A 14806-nucleotide genomic window follows, 5' to 3' on the forward strand; every position below is an offset into this window, starting at 1 on the left:
CAGCGCTCCCGCCATGCCGCACAATTCGCCGCCCTGCGGCGCGCCGTTACGGCGAAGAGCGGCTCAGCACGCGTCCGCCCGCGAGGGCATTGAGCCCGATCACGCCCGCGACCACGACGGCGTGCACGACGAGATCCGTCGCGGTCGCATCATGCGGATGGACCAGGACGAGGAGCGCGGCCGCCGCCGCCGCCACGGCGAGCCCGCCGAGGAGCGCCGTCAGCGTCGGGCGCAGTGGGCAGGCCCGGCGCAGCATCGCCAGCAGCAGGACCGAGAGCGGCAGAGACAGGCCGATCAGGATCGCCGCGCAGCCGCGCATCTCCGCGGCATCGGGCAGGTCGGTGCCGGGCGCCAGCCAGCCGCGCAGGCAGCCAAGCCCGCTCGCCCCGATCCAGAGCGCCGCCGGCGCGAGGGGCAGCAGCGCCCAGCGGGCCGAGCGCCCCGGCACGCTCGTCGCGAAGGCCGCGACCGCCGCCGTCACGGCGGTCAGGGCGGCGCCGAGCGCCGAGAGCCGCAGGTCCATCACGGCCATCCGCAGACGCAGGCCGTCGAGGTCGACGAAGGGCAGCGCCAGCAGCGCGAGCCCCAGGACTGCCACGCACCAGAAGAGCCCACGCAGGGCGGGCGGCGCCAGGGGACGAACGGGGCGGAGATCCCGGGCGAGCGCTTCGACCAGCACCTCGTGCGAGACGACGTCAGACATGGCCGCTCTCCCTGTCGCCCGCGAGCGCGGTGCGCAAGCTCTTCAGCGCCCGGTGCAGGTTGACCTTCAGGGCACCCTTGCTGCGGCCCGTCGCGAGCGCCGCCTCCTCGAGGGAACGCTCGCGCAGCGAGAGCTGCTCCACTGCCTGCCGCTGGCCTTCGGGCAGCGCCGCCACCGCCCGGGCGAGATGCGTGGCGCGCTGGCGCCGCTCGATCCCCTCGCCCGGCAGCGGACCGGCATCCGTCTCGGCCTCGTAGGCGAGCGGATCATGCACCTCCTGCGGGCGCCGGCTCGCGCGGCGCAGGAGGTCGACGGCCCGGCGCTGGGCGATGGCGCGCAGCCAGGGCAGGAACGGCCGGGCGGGATCGTAGGTGGCCCGCGCCCGGTGAACGGTCAGCAGCGTCTCCTGCACCACGTCGTCGACCGCCTCCGACCGCACCCCTTGGGCGCGGGCCAGGGCGGCGATCACCGGCACGCAGTCGCGCAGGAGCGCGCGATAGGCGGCGGCATCGCCGTCCTGTGCCGCCGCCATCGCGGCCGAGAGTTTGGATTCGATCTCCATGGTCGAACCCCGGAAGTCGCGGCGCTAAAGCCTAATGCATTTTCCGACGAAATGGACGCCGATTCGATCGGACCGGATCCTCTTAGGCCTCGCGGCACCGGATCCGATCCAAACGCATCGGAGCCCCGCTCCCCCCGGGAGCGGGGCTCCGATCTGCCGGTCTCGCCCGGGATCTAGTGCGCCGCCGCGAGATCCGACGGCGGCTCGTCCTTGCCGCGCCAGCGGTTGATGCGGATCAGGACGTGGCGGATGACCACGTAGAAGACCGGCGTCAGGAACAGGCCGAAGATCGTCGCGCCGAGCATGCCGAACAGCACGGCCGTGCCGAGGGCCTGACGCATCTCGGCGCCCGGGCCGGAGGCGATGGCGAGCGGCACCACGCCCAGGATGAAGGCGAAGGCCGTCATCAGGATCGGGCGCAGGCGCAGCCGGCAGGCCTCGACGGCGGCGGCGACCGGGCCGCGACGCTCGCTCTCCTCGATCTGGTGGGCGAATTCGACGATCAGGATCGCGTTCTTGGCCGCAAGGCCGATCAGCACGATGAGGCCGATCTGGGTCAGGATGTTGTTGTCCTGGGCCCGCAGCTGCACGCCCGCGAAGGCGGCGAGCACGCCGGTCGGCACCACGAGCAGGATCGCGAGCGGCAGCGCCCAGGATTCGTACTGCGCCGCCAGCACGAGGAAGACGAGGAGCACGCCGAGCGCGAAGACGTAGATCGCCGTATTGCCGGCAGCCTTCTGCTGGAAGGCGATCTCCGTCCACTCGAAGCTCATGCCCTCCGGCAGGACCCGCCGCGCGAGAGCCTCCATGGCGCTGAGCGCCTGGCCCGTCGACACGCCCGGCCGGGTGTCGCCCTGCACCGGGATCGAGTAGAACAGGTTGTAGCGCTGCACGATCTGCGGCCCCGCGATGTCGCGGATCCCGGCGAGCGACCCCATCGGTACCAGCGCGCCCGTGGAGGAGCGCACCTTGAGCCGCGCGATGTCGTCCTTCTCCAGGCGGAACTTGGAGTCGGCCTGCGCGCGCACCTGGTAGATGCGCCCGAAGGTGTTGAAGTCGTTGACGTAGGCGCCGCCGAGATTGACCTGGAGCGTCGAGAACACGTTGGCGAGCGGCACGTTCAGCATCCGCGCCTTGGTGCGATCGATGTCGAGATAGATCTGCGGCGTATCGTTTCCGAAGGTGGTGAAGACGCGGGTGAGGTTGGGGTCCTGGTTGGCCGCCGCGATCAGGTCGCCCGAGGCGGCGAGCAGGCTGGTGATGTCCGAGCCCGTACGGTTCTGGACCTGCATCTTGTAGCCGCCCGCATTGCCGAGGCCCCGCACCGGCGGGGGCGGGATCGCGATGATGCGCGCCTCCGTGATCGAGGCGGTCTTGCCGAAAACCTCGCCCAGGATGGCGCCGGCGGTTCGCCCGCGGGCCAGCCGCTCCTTGAACGGCTTGAGCGTCAGGAACATCACGGCGCCGTTGGTGGTGTTGGTGAAGGTGGCGCCGTCGAAGCCTGAGATCACCACCGCATTGGAGACGCCGTCGATGGTGCGCGCCCGGGTGGCGGCCTCCTTCACCACGGCGGTGGTGCGCTCCAGCGCCGAGCCCGGCGGCAATTGTACCACCACGATCAGGTAGCCCTGGTCCTGGAGCGGGATGAAGCCCGTGGGCGTGGTGCGGGCGAGGTGGAGCGTGCCCGCAATCACGCCGCCATAGAGGGCGAGCATGACGAGGAGCGGCACGGTGCGGCCGGTGAGGAAGCGAACCGTCCCCGCATAGGCGGTGGCCGTCGCGTCGAAGCCGCGGTTGAAGGTCCTGGCTGCCCAGGTGCCGAGTCGCGCCAGGAAGAAGCGCGGCCGTTCATACGCGTGGTGGGGCTGGAGCAGCAGCTTGCACAAAGCCGGCGACAGCGTCAGCGAGTTGAACATCGAGATGATGGTCGAGGCCGCGATCGTCAGCGCGAATTGCCGGTAGAACTGGCCCGAGATGCCCGGGATGAAGGCGGTGGGGATGAACACCGCCGAGAGCACGAGGGCGATGGCGACAACGGCGCCGCCGACCTCGTCCATGGTCTTGTGCGCGGCCTCGCCGGGTGAGAGCCCGTCCGCGATGTTGCGCTCGACGTTCTCCACCACCACGATGGCGTCGTCGACCACGATGCCGATGGCGAGCACGAGGCCGAACAGCGTCAGGTTGTTGAGCGAGAAGCCGAGCGCCGCCATCACCGCGAAGGTGCCGACGAGCGACACCGGAATCGCGATGATCGGCACCAAAGCCGTGCGCCAGCTCTGCAGGAAGACGATGATGACGACGACCACGAGGATCACCGCCTCGCCGAGCGTCTTGTAGACCTCGTGCACCGATTCGGCGATGAACTCGGTCGGGTTGTAGGCGATCTTGTATTCGAGGCCGGGCGGGAAGTCCTTGGCGAGTTCCCGCATCAGGCTCTGCACCGATTCCGCCGCCTCGAGGGCGTTGGTGCCAGGGCGCTGGAACACGCCGATGCCGATCGCCGGCTGGCCGTTGAGGAAGGATTGGGTGACGTAGTCCTTCTGGCCCATGTCGACGCGGGCGATGTCGGAGATGCGCACGAGGCGCCCCTCCGAGGCCTTGACGATGACCTTGCGGAACTCGTTGGGGTCCTGGAATCGCCCTTGCGTCTGAACCACGAGCTGGAACGCCTGCTCGTTCGGCGAGGGCGGGGCGCCGAGCGCGCCGGAGGCCACCTGGACGTTCTGCTCCTGCAGCGCCGCGATGACGTCGGTGGTCGAGAGCTGATAGGCGGCGAGCTTGTCGGGATCGAGCCACAGGCGCAGCGCGTATTCGCTGCCGCCGAACACCGTGATGTCGCCGACGCCGTTGAGGCGCAAGAGCTGGTCGCGGATGCGCAGGTAGATGTAGTTGGCGATGTAGTTCTGGTCGTAGGTGTTGTCGGGCGACAGCAGGTGCACGACCAGCATCAGGTCGGGCGAGGACTTGCGCACCGTGACGCCGAGGTTGCGCACATCCGGCGGCAGGCGCGGCGTCGCCACCGAAAGCCGGTTCTGGACCAGCACGTTGGCGATGTCGAGATTGGTGCCGAGCGCGAAGGTGACGGTCAGCTGCATGTTGCCGTCATTGGTCGACAGCGACGACATGTAGAGCATGTTGTCGACGCCGTTGATCTCCTGCTCGATCGGCGTCGCGATGGTCGCCGCCACCGTCTCGGCATTTGCGCCCGGATAGGAGGCGCGCACCACCACGGTCGGGGGCACGATCTCCGGATATTGCGAGACCGGGAGCGAGATGTAGGCGACGTAGCCGATGATCAGGATGACGATCGATGTCACCGAGGCGAAGATCGGCCGGTCGACGAAGAAATGGGCAAACCGCATCGGAGACCTCCGGCCCGGTCCCGCCGTGGGGCGGGCGGCCGCTCTGTCGTGGTCGGGTGGCGGGCGCTTGCGCCCGGTCAGGTCCGGGTCGGGGGCAGGTCCTTGCGGTCCGGCGTCACCTTGGCGCCCGAACGCACCCGGGTGAGCCCGCTGATCACGATCGTCTCGTCGCCTTTCAGCCCGTCGCGGACGATGCGGTAGCCGTCGATCTTCGGGCCGAGCCGGACGTTGCGGGTCGAGACGGTGTTGTCGTCGCCGACCACGTAGACGATGCGCTTGTCCTGGTTGGCCGCCACCGCCTCGTCGGGGATGAGGATGCCCCGGTAGGGCTGCGAGGCCGGCATGCTGACGATGCCGAACAGGCCCGGCTTGATGAAGGTGTCGGGGTTCTCGATGGTGGCGCGCAGCAGCACGGTGCCGGTCGATTCGTCGACCCGGTTGTCGACGAAGTTGAGCACGCCCTTGCGGGTCGGCTTGTCCTCGCCGGTGAGCGCCACCAGGATCGGCACCGTGTGCTCCTTCTGGGTCGCGCCCATGCCGATCCGCAGGGTGCCCTGGTAGGCCAGGAAGGAGCGCTCGTCGACCGTGAAGGAGAAGTAGATCGGGTCGAGGGACACGATCGTGGTCAGCATCGTCTGGTCCGTGATGACGATGTTGCCTTCCGTCACGTTGCGCTGGGAGATGCGGCCGGTGATCGGCGAGCGCACCTCGGTGAAGTCGTAGTTGAGCTGGGCCTGCCGCAGCGCCGCGGTGGCGTTGTCGACATCGGCCTGGGCGGTGAGCGAGGCCTGGCGCCGCTGGTCGGTGACCTGCTCGGAGATGTTGCCCGAGCGGCTGAGCGTCTGGGCGCGCTCCAGGTCGGTCTGGGCGAAATTGAGCCGGGCCTGGGCCGAGGCGAGGGAGGCCTGGGCCTGGTCGAGGGCGGCCTTGTAGGGCCGCCGGTCGATGGTGAAGAGGAGATCCCCCTTCTTCACCACGGCACCGTCCTGGAAGTGGATCTTCTCCAGGTAGCCGGTCACGCGGGCGCGCACCTCGACATACTCCACCGCATTGAAGCGGCCGGTATAGTCGTCGCGCTCCACCACGTCCTTGACTATGGGCTTGGCCACCACGACGGCCGGCGGCGGACCGCCCGGGGCCTGCCCGAGCGCCTGCCCGCCCGCCGCCATCAGAAGCGTCGAGACCATCGCTGCCAGCCAGCGCCTGCGCATACTCACTCTCCCGTGCCTCGGGTGCTGTCGCGTCCGGACGCGAGGAGACCGGGCCGTCCGCCCGTCCGCGCCGGATGGGCCGCTGCGGGAACCGCGCCGCCGCACCGGGCGCGGCCCTCCCGAGGGCCTTGGAATCTGCCGGATGCTTCGATCAGCATCCGACGGACGTCGGTCTTTGCTGTGTCGTATGTCCGGCCGGAGAACCGGTGTCCACTTCTCCTGGACATCCCATAGGAAACCGATGGCTCCGGACCGCCGGCGGTCCTAAGCCGATACGCCTACTCGATCGGCTCGCCGGCGCCGAGCCAATCCTTGAAACCGCCCGCATAATGCTCGGTGAGCGGCACGCCGCGGCTCTGCGCGTAGGCGAGCGCCCGGGCCGAGCGCACGCCCGCCGCGCAGGACAGCACCGGACGCCGGCCATCCTCGGCGATCAGGGCCTGCAGCCGGTCGAGGTCGAAGCCCGAGAGCGGATGCGAGACGGAGCCGGGAATATGCCCCTGCGCGAATTCGTCCGGCTCGCGCACATCGATCAGCAGGACCGTGCCGTCGGCCAAGCCGCGTTTCACTGCCTCTCGATCCCAGTCCACGATCGTCATGTCGCCCACCTGACCGCCGGGTCCGGATGCCCGGCCCCATGCCGGAGGATGTGTCCGATCCGCCGCGTCGGACAATGCTCCGGGTTAACCAAACTGAAGAAGCGCAGCGCCCCGGCAGCCGCCCTGCCCCGGCGCGCCCGCAGGCCGGACCCGCCGCGCCGCGGCGATCCGCTGACGATTGTGATTAATCATCACTGCTTACACTGGCAAGGCCGGCCATGTGCGGCACCGCACAGACGCCGGCTTCCCTCTCACTGGCCTCCCCGGCCGCCTTTCGTCTATGGGCCGGCCGAGCGCAGCCTGGCCCCGGACCCTCATGACAGATCGCCCCGTCGTCTTCGACCTGACCCGCCTGATCACCCGCCTCGCCCATGCGAGCCCAACCGGCATCGACCGGGTGGACCTCGCCTATGCGCGGCACTGCCTCGGGCAGGCGGGCCCGCGATTCGGGCTCGTCTCGACGCCGCTCGGGCCGAGGCTCCTCGACCGGCGCGCGGCAGCGGCGATCGTGGACCAGGTGACGGCCGGCTGGGTCGAGGACGGGACCGCCGAGGCCGATCCGGTCTACCGCGCGCTTGCCGCCCGCCTCGGCCGGAGCGTCCCGCCGGCCCCCGCCGCGCGGCGCCCGCCCCGGCGGCGGCAGGTCCAGGCCGCGATCCGCCTGCGGGTCCTGCGGGCGCCGGGCCCGGAAGCTCTGCCTCGCGGCGCGATCTATCTGCACACCTCGCATCTGCGCCTCGACAAGCCTGGCCGGTTCGACTGGCTGTATGAGCGGCGCGACCTGCGCCCGGTCTTCTTCGTCCACGACCTGATCCCGATCGACTACCCGGAATACGGCCGCGAGGGCGAGGCGGCGCGCCACGCGGTGCGGATGCGGACGGTCTCGCGCCATGCGGCCGCCGTGGTGGTGAACTCGGCCGAGGTCGGCGCGCGGTTCCGGGCCTATCTGGAGGCCCACCGCCTGCGCGTCCCGCCGGTGACGGTGGGGCCGCTCGGGATCGAGCCGGCCTTTCTCGACCGCGCGGGCGCCCCCCTGGTGCCGGACCGACCGACCTTCGTGGCCTGCAGCACGATCGAGCCGCGCAAGAACTATTACGGGCTCCTCAATGCGTGGCGCGAGCTCGACGCGCGGCACGGGGAGCGCACGCCGCGCCTCGTCATCGTCGGCCGGCGCGGCTGGGAGAGCGAGAACCTGATCGATCTCCTCGACCGCTGTCCGGCGGTGCGCCGCCACGTGATCGAAGTGGCGGGCCTCTCGACGGCCGGCCTCGTGCGCCTGATGCGGGGCGCCACCGCCCTCCTGATGCCCTCCTTCGTTGAGGGCTACGGCCTGCCGGTGGTCGAGGCCGCGGCTGCGGGCCTGCCCGTGGTGGCCTCCGACATCCCGGTGCACCGGGAGATCGGCGAAGCGTTCGCGGCCTTCCTGCATCCCCTCGACGGCCTGGGCTGGATGCGGGCCGTCGAAGACCTCGCAGCCCCGGCCTCAGCCCAGCGGCAGACGCTCGCCGGCCGGCTCGACGGCTACCGCCCGCCGACCTGGGCGGAGCATTTCGCGCGGGTGGACTCGATGCTCGACAGCCTCGGGCCCGGCGCGGAGGCCGCTTCAGGGCCCTAATTGGAAACTGAGGCGCGTGGAAACCGCCCCGCTCCTCATGCTGAGGTGGCCGGTGGGGCTGCCATCAGGGGGCGCCCGTGCGGCCAGTTTCATCCGTCAGGGTCGCCCCAGCCGGTGGTGAACTGATTCGGCTCCGTCGGGCGTGCCGCCCCGGTTGTGAAACCCGCCGGCAGGTCGCTAGACTCGACCGTCTCAGCATCCGGACCGGAGCCATGGCCGAGACAACCTACCCGCGCGACATGATCGGCTACGGCCGCACGCCCCCGCAGGCCGCGTGGCCGCACGGTGCCCGGCTCGCCGTGCAGTTCGTCATCAACTACGAGGAGGGTGGCGAGAACTGCCTGCTGCACGGGGACCGCGGCTCCGAGGCCTTCCTGTCCGAGATCATCGGCGCGGCCTCCTGGCCGGGCCAGCGGCACATGAACATGGAGTCGATCTACGAATACGGCTCCCGCGCCGGCTTCTGGCGCCTGTGGCGACTGTTCACCGCGCGGCAGATGCCGGTGACCGTCTTCGGCGTCGCGACCGCCCTCAAGCGCAACCCGCAGGCCGTGGCGGCCATGCGGGAGGCCGGCTGGGAGATCGCCTCGCACGGCCTCAAGTGGATCGACTACAAGGATTTTTCCGCCGAGGAAGAGCGCGCCCATATCGGCGAGGCGATCCGCCTCCACACGGAGCTGACGGGCGAGCGCCCGCTCGGCTTCTACCAGGGCCGCACCTCCGAGCACACGCTGCGCCTCGTCATGGAGGAGGGTGGCTTCCTCTACGCGGCGGATTCCTATGCGGACGACCTGCCCTACTGGGTCGCGGGTCCGCACGGCCCGCAGCTCATCGTGCCCTACACGCTCGATGCCAACGACATGCGCTTCGCGACCGCGCAGGGCTTCAACAGCGGCGACCAGTTCTTCACCTACCTGAAGGATACGTTCGACCTGCTCTACGCCGAGGGCGCCGAGACCCCGAAGATGATGTCGGTGGGCCTGCATTGCCGCCTCGTCGGGCGTCCGGGCCGTGCGGCGGCGCTCGCCCGCTTCCTCGACTACGTGGCGGAGCATCCCGGCGTCTGGGTGGCGCGGCGCCTCGACATCGCCCGGCACTGGATCCGCCAGCACGCGCCCCGCGACCTGACGCCCAGCACCATGAGCCCGGCGCTCTTCGTCGAGTCCTTCGGCGACGTGTTCGAGCACGCGCCCTGGGTCGCCGAACGGGCGCTCGCGGGCGGGATCGGCCCTGCCCAGGACAGTGCGGATGGCCTGCACGCCGCCATGGTCGCCGCCCTGCGGGCCGCCGACCCGGACCGGCTCCTCGCCCTGATCCGCAACCATCCGGATCTCGGCGACCGGGTCGCGGCGCTGACGCCGGATTCCGCCGCCGAGCAGGCGAGCGCCGGGCTCGACGCCCTCGACGAGGCGCAGCGCGACCGCTTCCTCGACCTCAACGCCCGCTACCGCGCCCGCTTCGGCTTCCCCTTTGTGATGGCGGTGCGGGGCCGCACGGCGGACGAGATCCTGGCCGCCCTGGAGGAACGGCTCGCGCACGACCCGGAGAGCGAACGGGAGACGGCTCTCGCGGAGATCGAGCGGATCGCGCTCCTGCGCCTGCGCCAGCGCCTTCCCTCGCTGCCGGACGTCTTCACCCCCCCGGCGTGACCGCGGGCCCGTGCTATACCTTCCCGAAACCCCGGGAGGACGCCCCGTGATACTCTACGGCAGCAGCCTGTCGCCCTTCGTGCGCAAGGTCCTGGTGGCGCTGTTCGAGAAGGGCCTCGCCTTCGAGCACATCCCGGTGCGCTTCCACGATCCCGACCAGGACTTCCGGGCGTCGAGCCCGCTCGGGAAGATCCCGGCCCTCTGCGACGGTGAGGTCCGCCTCGCCGATTCCTCCGCCATCATCCACTACCTGGACCGTGCCCACCCGCTTAAGCCTCTGCTGCCCGCCGATGCCCGCGCCCTCGGCCGCACGATCTGGTTCGACAAGTTCGCCGACACGGAGCTGATCGGGCCGCTGCTGCGGCCCTTCGTGCACCGGGTGCTGAGGCCGCGCGTCCTCAACCTGCCGGGCGACGAGGCGGTGGTGCGCAAGGCCCTCGACGAGGACCAGCCGCGGCTCTTCGGCTATCTGGAGACGCAGATCCATGGGCCCTACCTGGTCGGGGAGGCGTTCAGCCTCGCCGACATCGCGGTCGGGACCGGCTTCGTGAACCTGCGCAGCGCGGGCGAGGCCGTCGATGCCGACCGCTTCCCGAAGCTCGCCGCCTGGGTGGCCGCGACCCTCGAGCGGGCCTCGTTCAAGGCCGCGATCGCGGCCCGGAAGGGCTGATCCCAACGGCCCAGGCTGCTGGCGCAGCGGGCCGTTGACCCATCTCGAATTTTCGACACCAAGCCTTTGGCTTGGCGAAAATCCGAGAACGGAACCACCGGTCATTGGAAATGCCCGTTGGTATGAGGGGCGCCCGTCACCGTGCCCGGGCGCTGCGGCGGTAGAAGCCGTCGACCTGCGCCTGGGCCTCGGCCCGGTCGCGCTCGCTCGCGGCGGCCATCGCCTGTTCCTGCAGGCTGATGATCCACTGGTCCTTCGGCCCCTCCGCGGCGTCGCGGGCGAGGGTCAGCCAGGCGAGGCCCCGGGCGGGCTGGGTCGGCACGCCCTGCCCGTTGATCAGCATCTGGCCGAGCAGCGCCTGCGCGGCCGGATGGCCCTTCTCGGCCGCGAGATTGAACCAGCGGGCCGCCTGCCTTGTGTCCTGGGCAACGCCCGTGCCGTCGAGGTAGAGGCGGGCGAGATTGTACTGCGCGTTCGGGTCCCCGAAATAGGAGGCCGCGTAGTTGAACATCTCGTAGGCGCGCTCGACGTTCGGCCGGACGTAGGAGCCCTTGATACCGTCCAGGAAGTAGCGGCCGAGCGCCGTGAAGGCACTCGCCACCACGGTGGCGTTGGCGGAATCCGGCCCCTCGTCGGCATTCTCGTCGGCGATCTTCGAGAAGAACTCGAAGGCCTTGAGATCGTCGTGGGGAACGCCGTCGCCCTCGGCATACATGCGGCCGAGCTTCCACAGCGCCAGCGCATGCCCCTGCCCTGCCGCGTATTCGAGGGCGCGTGCCGCGCCCTCCTTGTCGCCCGCATTGTAGTCGCGCACGCCCGAGCGCACCGCCTCGCGGGCGTTGCGGTAGCCGCCCGCCGGCACGGGGGTGCGCACCGCGGCGTCGAGCGCCGCGGCCGGCCCGCCGCCGAGGACGGCGCCGAGGAGCGCGGCGCCGGCCAGCACCGCGCCGAGACGTCTCCGACCGCCGGACGACACGCCGCGCATGCGGCCGTCCTCAGATGTCCGCATAGGTGAGCGTCTCCTGGGCTCCGCCCGGATGCGTCACGGCGCCGGTCACCGCCGGGCCGACGGTCTGCGCGTATTTCCAGAGATAGCCGGAGGTCGCCTCGTTCGCGCGCGGGGTCCAGGCCTTGCGGCGCTCGGCCAGTTCCTCGTCGGAGAGATCGACCGAGAGGATGCCCTGGATCGCGTCGAGCCGGATGATGTCCCCGTCCTTGAGAAGGCCGATCGGGCCGCCGATTGCGGCCTCGGGCCCGACATGGCCGACGCAGAAGCCGCGGGTCGCGCCCGAGAAGCGGCCGTCCGTGATGAGCGCGACCTTGTCGCCCATGCCCTGGCCGTAGAGGGCGGCGGTGGTCGCCAGCATCTCGCGCATGCCGGGGCCGCCCTTCGGGCCCTCGTAGCGGATGACGAGGACGTCGCCCTCCTTGTACTGGCGGTTCTGCACCGCCTCGAAACAGGCTTCCTCGTTGTCGAAGACGCGGGCCGGGCCGGCGAATACTTGGCGGTCGGCCGGCATGCCGGCGACCTTCACGATCGCGCCCTCGGGGGCGAGGTTGCCCTTGAGGCCGACCACGCCACCGGTCGGGGTGATCGGGGTGTCGGCCGGCCGCACGACGTCCTGGTCCGGGTTCCAGGCCACCTTGGCGAGGTTCTCGGCGATGGTGCGGCCGGTCACGGTGATGCAGTCGCCGTGCAGGAAGCCGTGGTCCAGCAGGGTCTTCATCAGGAGCGGGATGCCGCCGGCCTCGAACAGGTCCTTGGCGACGTAGCGCCCGCCCGGCTTGAGGTCGGCGATGTAGGGCGTGCGCCGGAAGATCTCGGCGACGTCGAACAGGTCGAAGACGATGCCCGCCTCGTGGGCGATGGCCGGCAGGTGCAGCGCCGCATTGGTCGAGCCGCCGGAGGCGGCGACCACCGTGGCGGCGTTCTCCAGCGCCTTGCGGGTGATGATGTCGCGCGGGCGGATGTTCTTGGCGAGGAGATCCATCACCATCTCGCCGGCCGCCGCGCAGAACTTGTCGCGGATCTCGTAGGGAGCGGGCGCGCCGGCCGAATAGGGCAGCGCGAGGCCGATCGCCTCGGAGACGGTCGCCATCGTGTTGGCGGTGAACTGCGCCCCGCAGGCGCCGGCCGACGGGCAGGCGACCTGCTCCAGCTCGTCCAGATCCTCGTCGCTCATCTGGCCGACGGAGTGCTTGCCGACCGCCTCAAACAGGTCCTGGACCGTGACCGGCCGCCCGCGGAAGGAGCCGGGCAGGATCGAGCCGCCATAGATGAAGATCGACGGCACGTTCAGGCGCACCATCGCCATCATCATGCCGGGCAGGGACTTGTCGCAGCCCGCGAGCCCCACCAGGGCGTCGTAGGCGTGGCCCCGCATGGTGAGCTCGACGGAATCGGCGATGACCTCCCGGGAGGGCAGCGAGGCGCGCATGCCCCGGTGGCCCATGGCGATGCCGTCGGTGACCGTGATGGTGCAGAATTCCCGCGGGGTACCGGCCGCGGCGGCGACGCCCTTCTTCACCGCCTGCGCCTGGCGCATGAGCGCGATGTTGCAGGGGGCGGCCTCGTTCCAGCAGGAGGCGACGCCCACCAGCGGCTGGTGGATCTGCTCCCGCGTCAGCCCCATCGCATAGAGATACGAGCGATGCGGCGCCCGGGCCGGCCCCTCGGTGACATAGCGGCTCGGCAGCTTCGACTTGTCGATGGTGTGACGCGCGTCCATGGCCTGTCCCGTACTCGCTCTTGCCCGGATCGGTCGGTTTCCCCGAATCCTTGATCCTCCCGTCGTGCGCCCTTTTGGAGGCCGGACGACGGCGCTCAACGACACCCCTGGCGGATAATTCGCCAGCGTCGCCCGCGCTCCCCCGGGAGCACCGGTTCGGCACGGTAAATCGTTGTGGGGACAGCCGTTTAACGTGGCCGTTGAGGTGCCGTCGGTTTATGGCGGGATCGGGGCGGCAGAGGGGGCGCTTGAGGGCAATCCTGGGATGCTTTCGCGGTGTTGCGACCCCGCCACAGCTAAGCTTGCGGCCAAGACGGGGCGGAGGCGGCCGCTCCGAGCCCCGCCACCCGGCCTGGATTGCTTTGATTCCGCCTCATCCGCCGAACCGTGGGACGCTCCGGCGGATGATGTTCAAGCCGAGCGCGGCGGGGCGATCGGCGTGCGCAGTCCGGCGATCACCGCCTTGAGCGTGCCGGCGACCGTGCCCGACGCGTCGGTGCGGGCGTGGATGCGGTCGTGCACGAAGGACAATTTGCCGATTACCGCGGGCGTCAGCCGAAACGGATACAGGTCGGGCTGGCCCATGCTGCGGTTGAGCGAGTTCATCGCGAAGGTGAGCGGCAGCCACGCCTCGATCAGGCGCCCGAGATCGGGCGCGTGATGCGGATCGAAATCCATCGTGGCGGCGAGACCCGGGCGCAGCTTCGGCTGCATCCGCAGCCCGAAGCTGCTCGCGGTCTCCAGCGTGTCGACGATGTGCAGGTAATGCGCCCAGGTCTCGGCGAAATCCTCCCACGGATGGGCGGTGGCATAGGCCGAGACGAAGTGTTCCTGCCACGCCTGCCCCGGGCCCTCGGCGTAGTAGCGCCGCAGCGCGGCGCCGTAATCCGCCCGCTCGTCGCCGAAGATGGCCCGGAAGGCCGCCAGGCTCGGATCGTGCCGGACGAGCACGTTCCAGAAATAGTGGCCGATCTCGTGCCGGAAATGGCCGAGCAGGGTGCGGTAGGGCTCGCCGAACAGCGTGCGCCGCCGCTCGCGCTCGACATCGTCGGCCTCCGCGATGTTGACGGTGATGAGCCCGTTGTCGTGTCCGGTGAGCACCGCCGGGCCGCTCATCTGCGCCTCGGCCGGATCGACCAGGAAATCGAAGGCCAGGCCCTCGGGATCGTCGCGGCGCAGGGCCAGCGGCAGCCGCATGCGCAGGAGCGAGTAGAACAGCCGGCGCTTGGCGGTCTCGATCGCGCGCCAGCGGGTGAGATTCCACGGGATCGAGAGATCCGGCACGGTGCGGTTGTGGCGGCAGGCGACGCAATAGACCTCGGGCGAGTCGGCCGGGATGAGCCAGTTGCAGGCCGCATGCGCGGCATTGGCGCAGAGCCGGTAGCGCCGCCCGGGCTCGCCGAAGGCCCGCAGGGTCCCGTCCGCCGCGGTCAGCGTGACGACCTCCTCGAGGTCGGGATCATAGCCCGCGCGGCGCTCGCAGCTCGCGCACCGCGCGGTCTCGAAATGGAAGGGCTGCTCGCAGGCCTGACACTGGAAGATCTTCATCGCCGAACCCGCTAGAGCGGCATCCGTTCACGGTGGACCGGATGCCACTCCAGGTCTTTGAGTTTGCCGCATTTTCTGCGACGAACCGGCATCCGCTCCGTCGGAAAATGCTCTCGCGCCCGCACGCCGTCTCCGGGCAGGCTGGACTCCCTCCAAGA

At 70.3% G+C, this 14806-nt stretch carries 11 protein-coding genes; 3 read left to right on the forward strand and 8 right to left on the reverse strand.

Features of this window, described 5'->3' with window-relative positions:
* Nucleotides 1–46 precede the first annotated feature (46 nt).
* From MNOD_RS25360 to MNOD_RS25380, 5 genes are all read right to left on the reverse strand, one after another.
* Nucleotides 47–703, reverse strand: a complete 657-nt coding sequence (locus tag MNOD_RS25360) for an NrsF family protein (RefSeq protein WP_015931813.1) — start codon at nt 701–703, stop codon at nt 47–49.
* The gene (locus MNOD_RS25365; protein ID WP_015931814.1) at nt 696–1265 is read right to left on the reverse strand and encodes an RNA polymerase sigma factor; all 570 of its coding nucleotides are present in this window, start codon (nt 1263–1265) and stop codon (nt 696–698) included. The genes MNOD_RS25360 and MNOD_RS25365 overlap by 8 nt, the downstream gene beginning before the upstream one ends.
* Before the next feature lie 173 nt (nt 1266–1438).
* The gene (locus MNOD_RS25370) at nt 1439–4627 is read right to left on the reverse strand and encodes an efflux RND transporter permease subunit (RefSeq protein WP_015931815.1); all 3189 of its coding nucleotides are present in this window, start codon (nt 4625–4627) and stop codon (nt 1439–1441) included.
* A gap of 77 nt (nt 4628–4704) precedes the next feature.
* The gene (locus tag MNOD_RS25375; RefSeq protein WP_015931816.1) at nt 4705–5838 is read right to left on the reverse strand and encodes an efflux RND transporter periplasmic adaptor subunit; all 1134 of its coding nucleotides are present in this window, start codon (nt 5836–5838) and stop codon (nt 4705–4707) included.
* Between the two features lie 278 nt (nt 5839–6116).
* On the reverse strand, nt 6117–6437 hold the full coding sequence (locus MNOD_RS25380) for a rhodanese-like domain-containing protein (RefSeq protein WP_015931817.1): 321 nt from the start codon (nt 6435–6437) through the stop codon (nt 6117–6119).
* A 316-nt stretch (nt 6438–6753) separates the two neighbouring features.
* On the opposite strand from MNOD_RS25380, the gene MNOD_RS25385 reads away from it, so the two are divergent.
* From MNOD_RS25385 to MNOD_RS25395, 3 genes are all read left to right on the forward strand, one after another.
* Nucleotides 6754–8052, forward strand: a complete 1299-nt coding sequence (locus tag MNOD_RS25385) for a glycosyltransferase family 4 protein (protein ID WP_015931818.1) — start codon at nt 6754–6756, stop codon at nt 8050–8052.
* A gap of 212 nt (nt 8053–8264) precedes the next feature.
* Nucleotides 8265–9701, forward strand: coding sequence for an allantoinase PuuE (puuE, locus tag MNOD_RS25390; RefSeq protein ID WP_015931819.1), 1437 nt, complete (start codon nt 8265–8267; stop codon nt 9699–9701).
* 46 nt (nt 9702–9747) lie between these two features.
* On the forward strand, nt 9748–10371 hold the full coding sequence (locus MNOD_RS25395; RefSeq protein WP_015931820.1) for a glutathione S-transferase family protein: 624 nt from the start codon (nt 9748–9750) through the stop codon (nt 10369–10371).
* Nucleotides 10372–10507: 136 nt separating this feature from the next.
* On the opposite strand, the gene MNOD_RS25400 is transcribed toward MNOD_RS25395, so the two are convergent.
* The 3 genes from MNOD_RS25400 to MNOD_RS25410 all read right to left on the reverse strand — a co-directional run bounded on the left by MNOD_RS25400 (nt 10508) and on the right by MNOD_RS25410 (nt 14648).
* A complete protein-coding gene (locus MNOD_RS25400; RefSeq protein WP_015931821.1) occupies nt 10508–11380 on the reverse strand; it encodes a tetratricopeptide repeat protein in 873 nt (290 codons plus the stop codon).
* On the reverse strand, nt 11367–13100 hold the full coding sequence (ilvD, locus tag MNOD_RS25405) for a dihydroxy-acid dehydratase (RefSeq protein ID WP_015931822.1): 1734 nt from the start codon (nt 13098–13100) through the stop codon (nt 11367–11369). Before ilvD ends, MNOD_RS25400 begins: the two co-directional genes overlap by 14 nt.
* 411 nt (nt 13101–13511) lie before the next feature.
* Nucleotides 13512–14648 carry a zinc-binding metallopeptidase family protein gene (locus MNOD_RS25410; RefSeq protein WP_015931823.1) on the reverse strand — a complete coding sequence of 379 codons (1137 nt, stop codon included), beginning with the start codon at nt 14646–14648 and terminating at the stop codon, nt 13512–13514.
* Nucleotides 14649–14806 lie beyond the last annotated feature (158 nt).

The sequence above is a fragment of the Methylobacterium nodulans ORS 2060 genome (genome assembly GCF_000022085.1).
Taxonomy (GTDB): Bacteria; Pseudomonadota; Alphaproteobacteria; order Rhizobiales; family Beijerinckiaceae; genus Methylobacterium; species Methylobacterium nodulans.

What these genes read in the sequence shown, in the direction of transcription:
- MNOD_RS25370 (WP_015931815.1), bottom strand. Translation starts at nt 4,627, where the DNA reads ATGCGGTTTGCCCATTTCTTCGTCGACCGGCCGATCTTCGCCTCGGTG.
- MNOD_RS25400 (WP_015931821.1), bottom strand. Translation starts at nt 11,380, where the DNA reads ATGCGGACATCTGAGGACGGCCGCATGCGCGGCGTGTCGTCCGGCGGT.
- ilvD (WP_015931822.1), bottom strand. Translation starts at nt 13,100, where the DNA reads ATGGACGCGCGTCACACCATCGACAAGTCGAAGCTGCCGAGCCGCTAT.
- MNOD_RS25360 (WP_015931813.1), bottom strand. Translation starts at nt 703, where the DNA reads ATGTCTGACGTCGTCTCGCACGAGGTGCTGGTCGAAGCGCTCGCCCGG.
- MNOD_RS25375 (WP_015931816.1), bottom strand. Translation starts at nt 5,838, where the DNA reads ATGCGCAGGCGCTGGCTGGCAGCGATGGTCTCGACGCTTCTGATGGCG.
- MNOD_RS25365 (WP_015931814.1), bottom strand. Translation starts at nt 1,265, where the DNA reads ATGGAGATCGAATCCAAACTCTCGGCCGCGATGGCGGCGGCACAGGAC.
- MNOD_RS25385 (WP_015931818.1), top strand. Translation starts at nt 6,754, where the DNA reads ATGACAGATCGCCCCGTCGTCTTCGACCTGACCCGCCTGATCACCCGC.
- MNOD_RS25410 (WP_015931823.1), bottom strand. Translation starts at nt 14,648, where the DNA reads ATGAAGATCTTCCAGTGTCAGGCCTGCGAGCAGCCCTTCCATTTCGAG.
- puuE (WP_015931819.1), top strand. Translation starts at nt 8,265, where the DNA reads ATGGCCGAGACAACCTACCCGCGCGACATGATCGGCTACGGCCGCACG.
- MNOD_RS25380 (WP_015931817.1), bottom strand. Translation starts at nt 6,437, where the DNA reads ATGACGATCGTGGACTGGGATCGAGAGGCAGTGAAACGCGGCTTGGCC.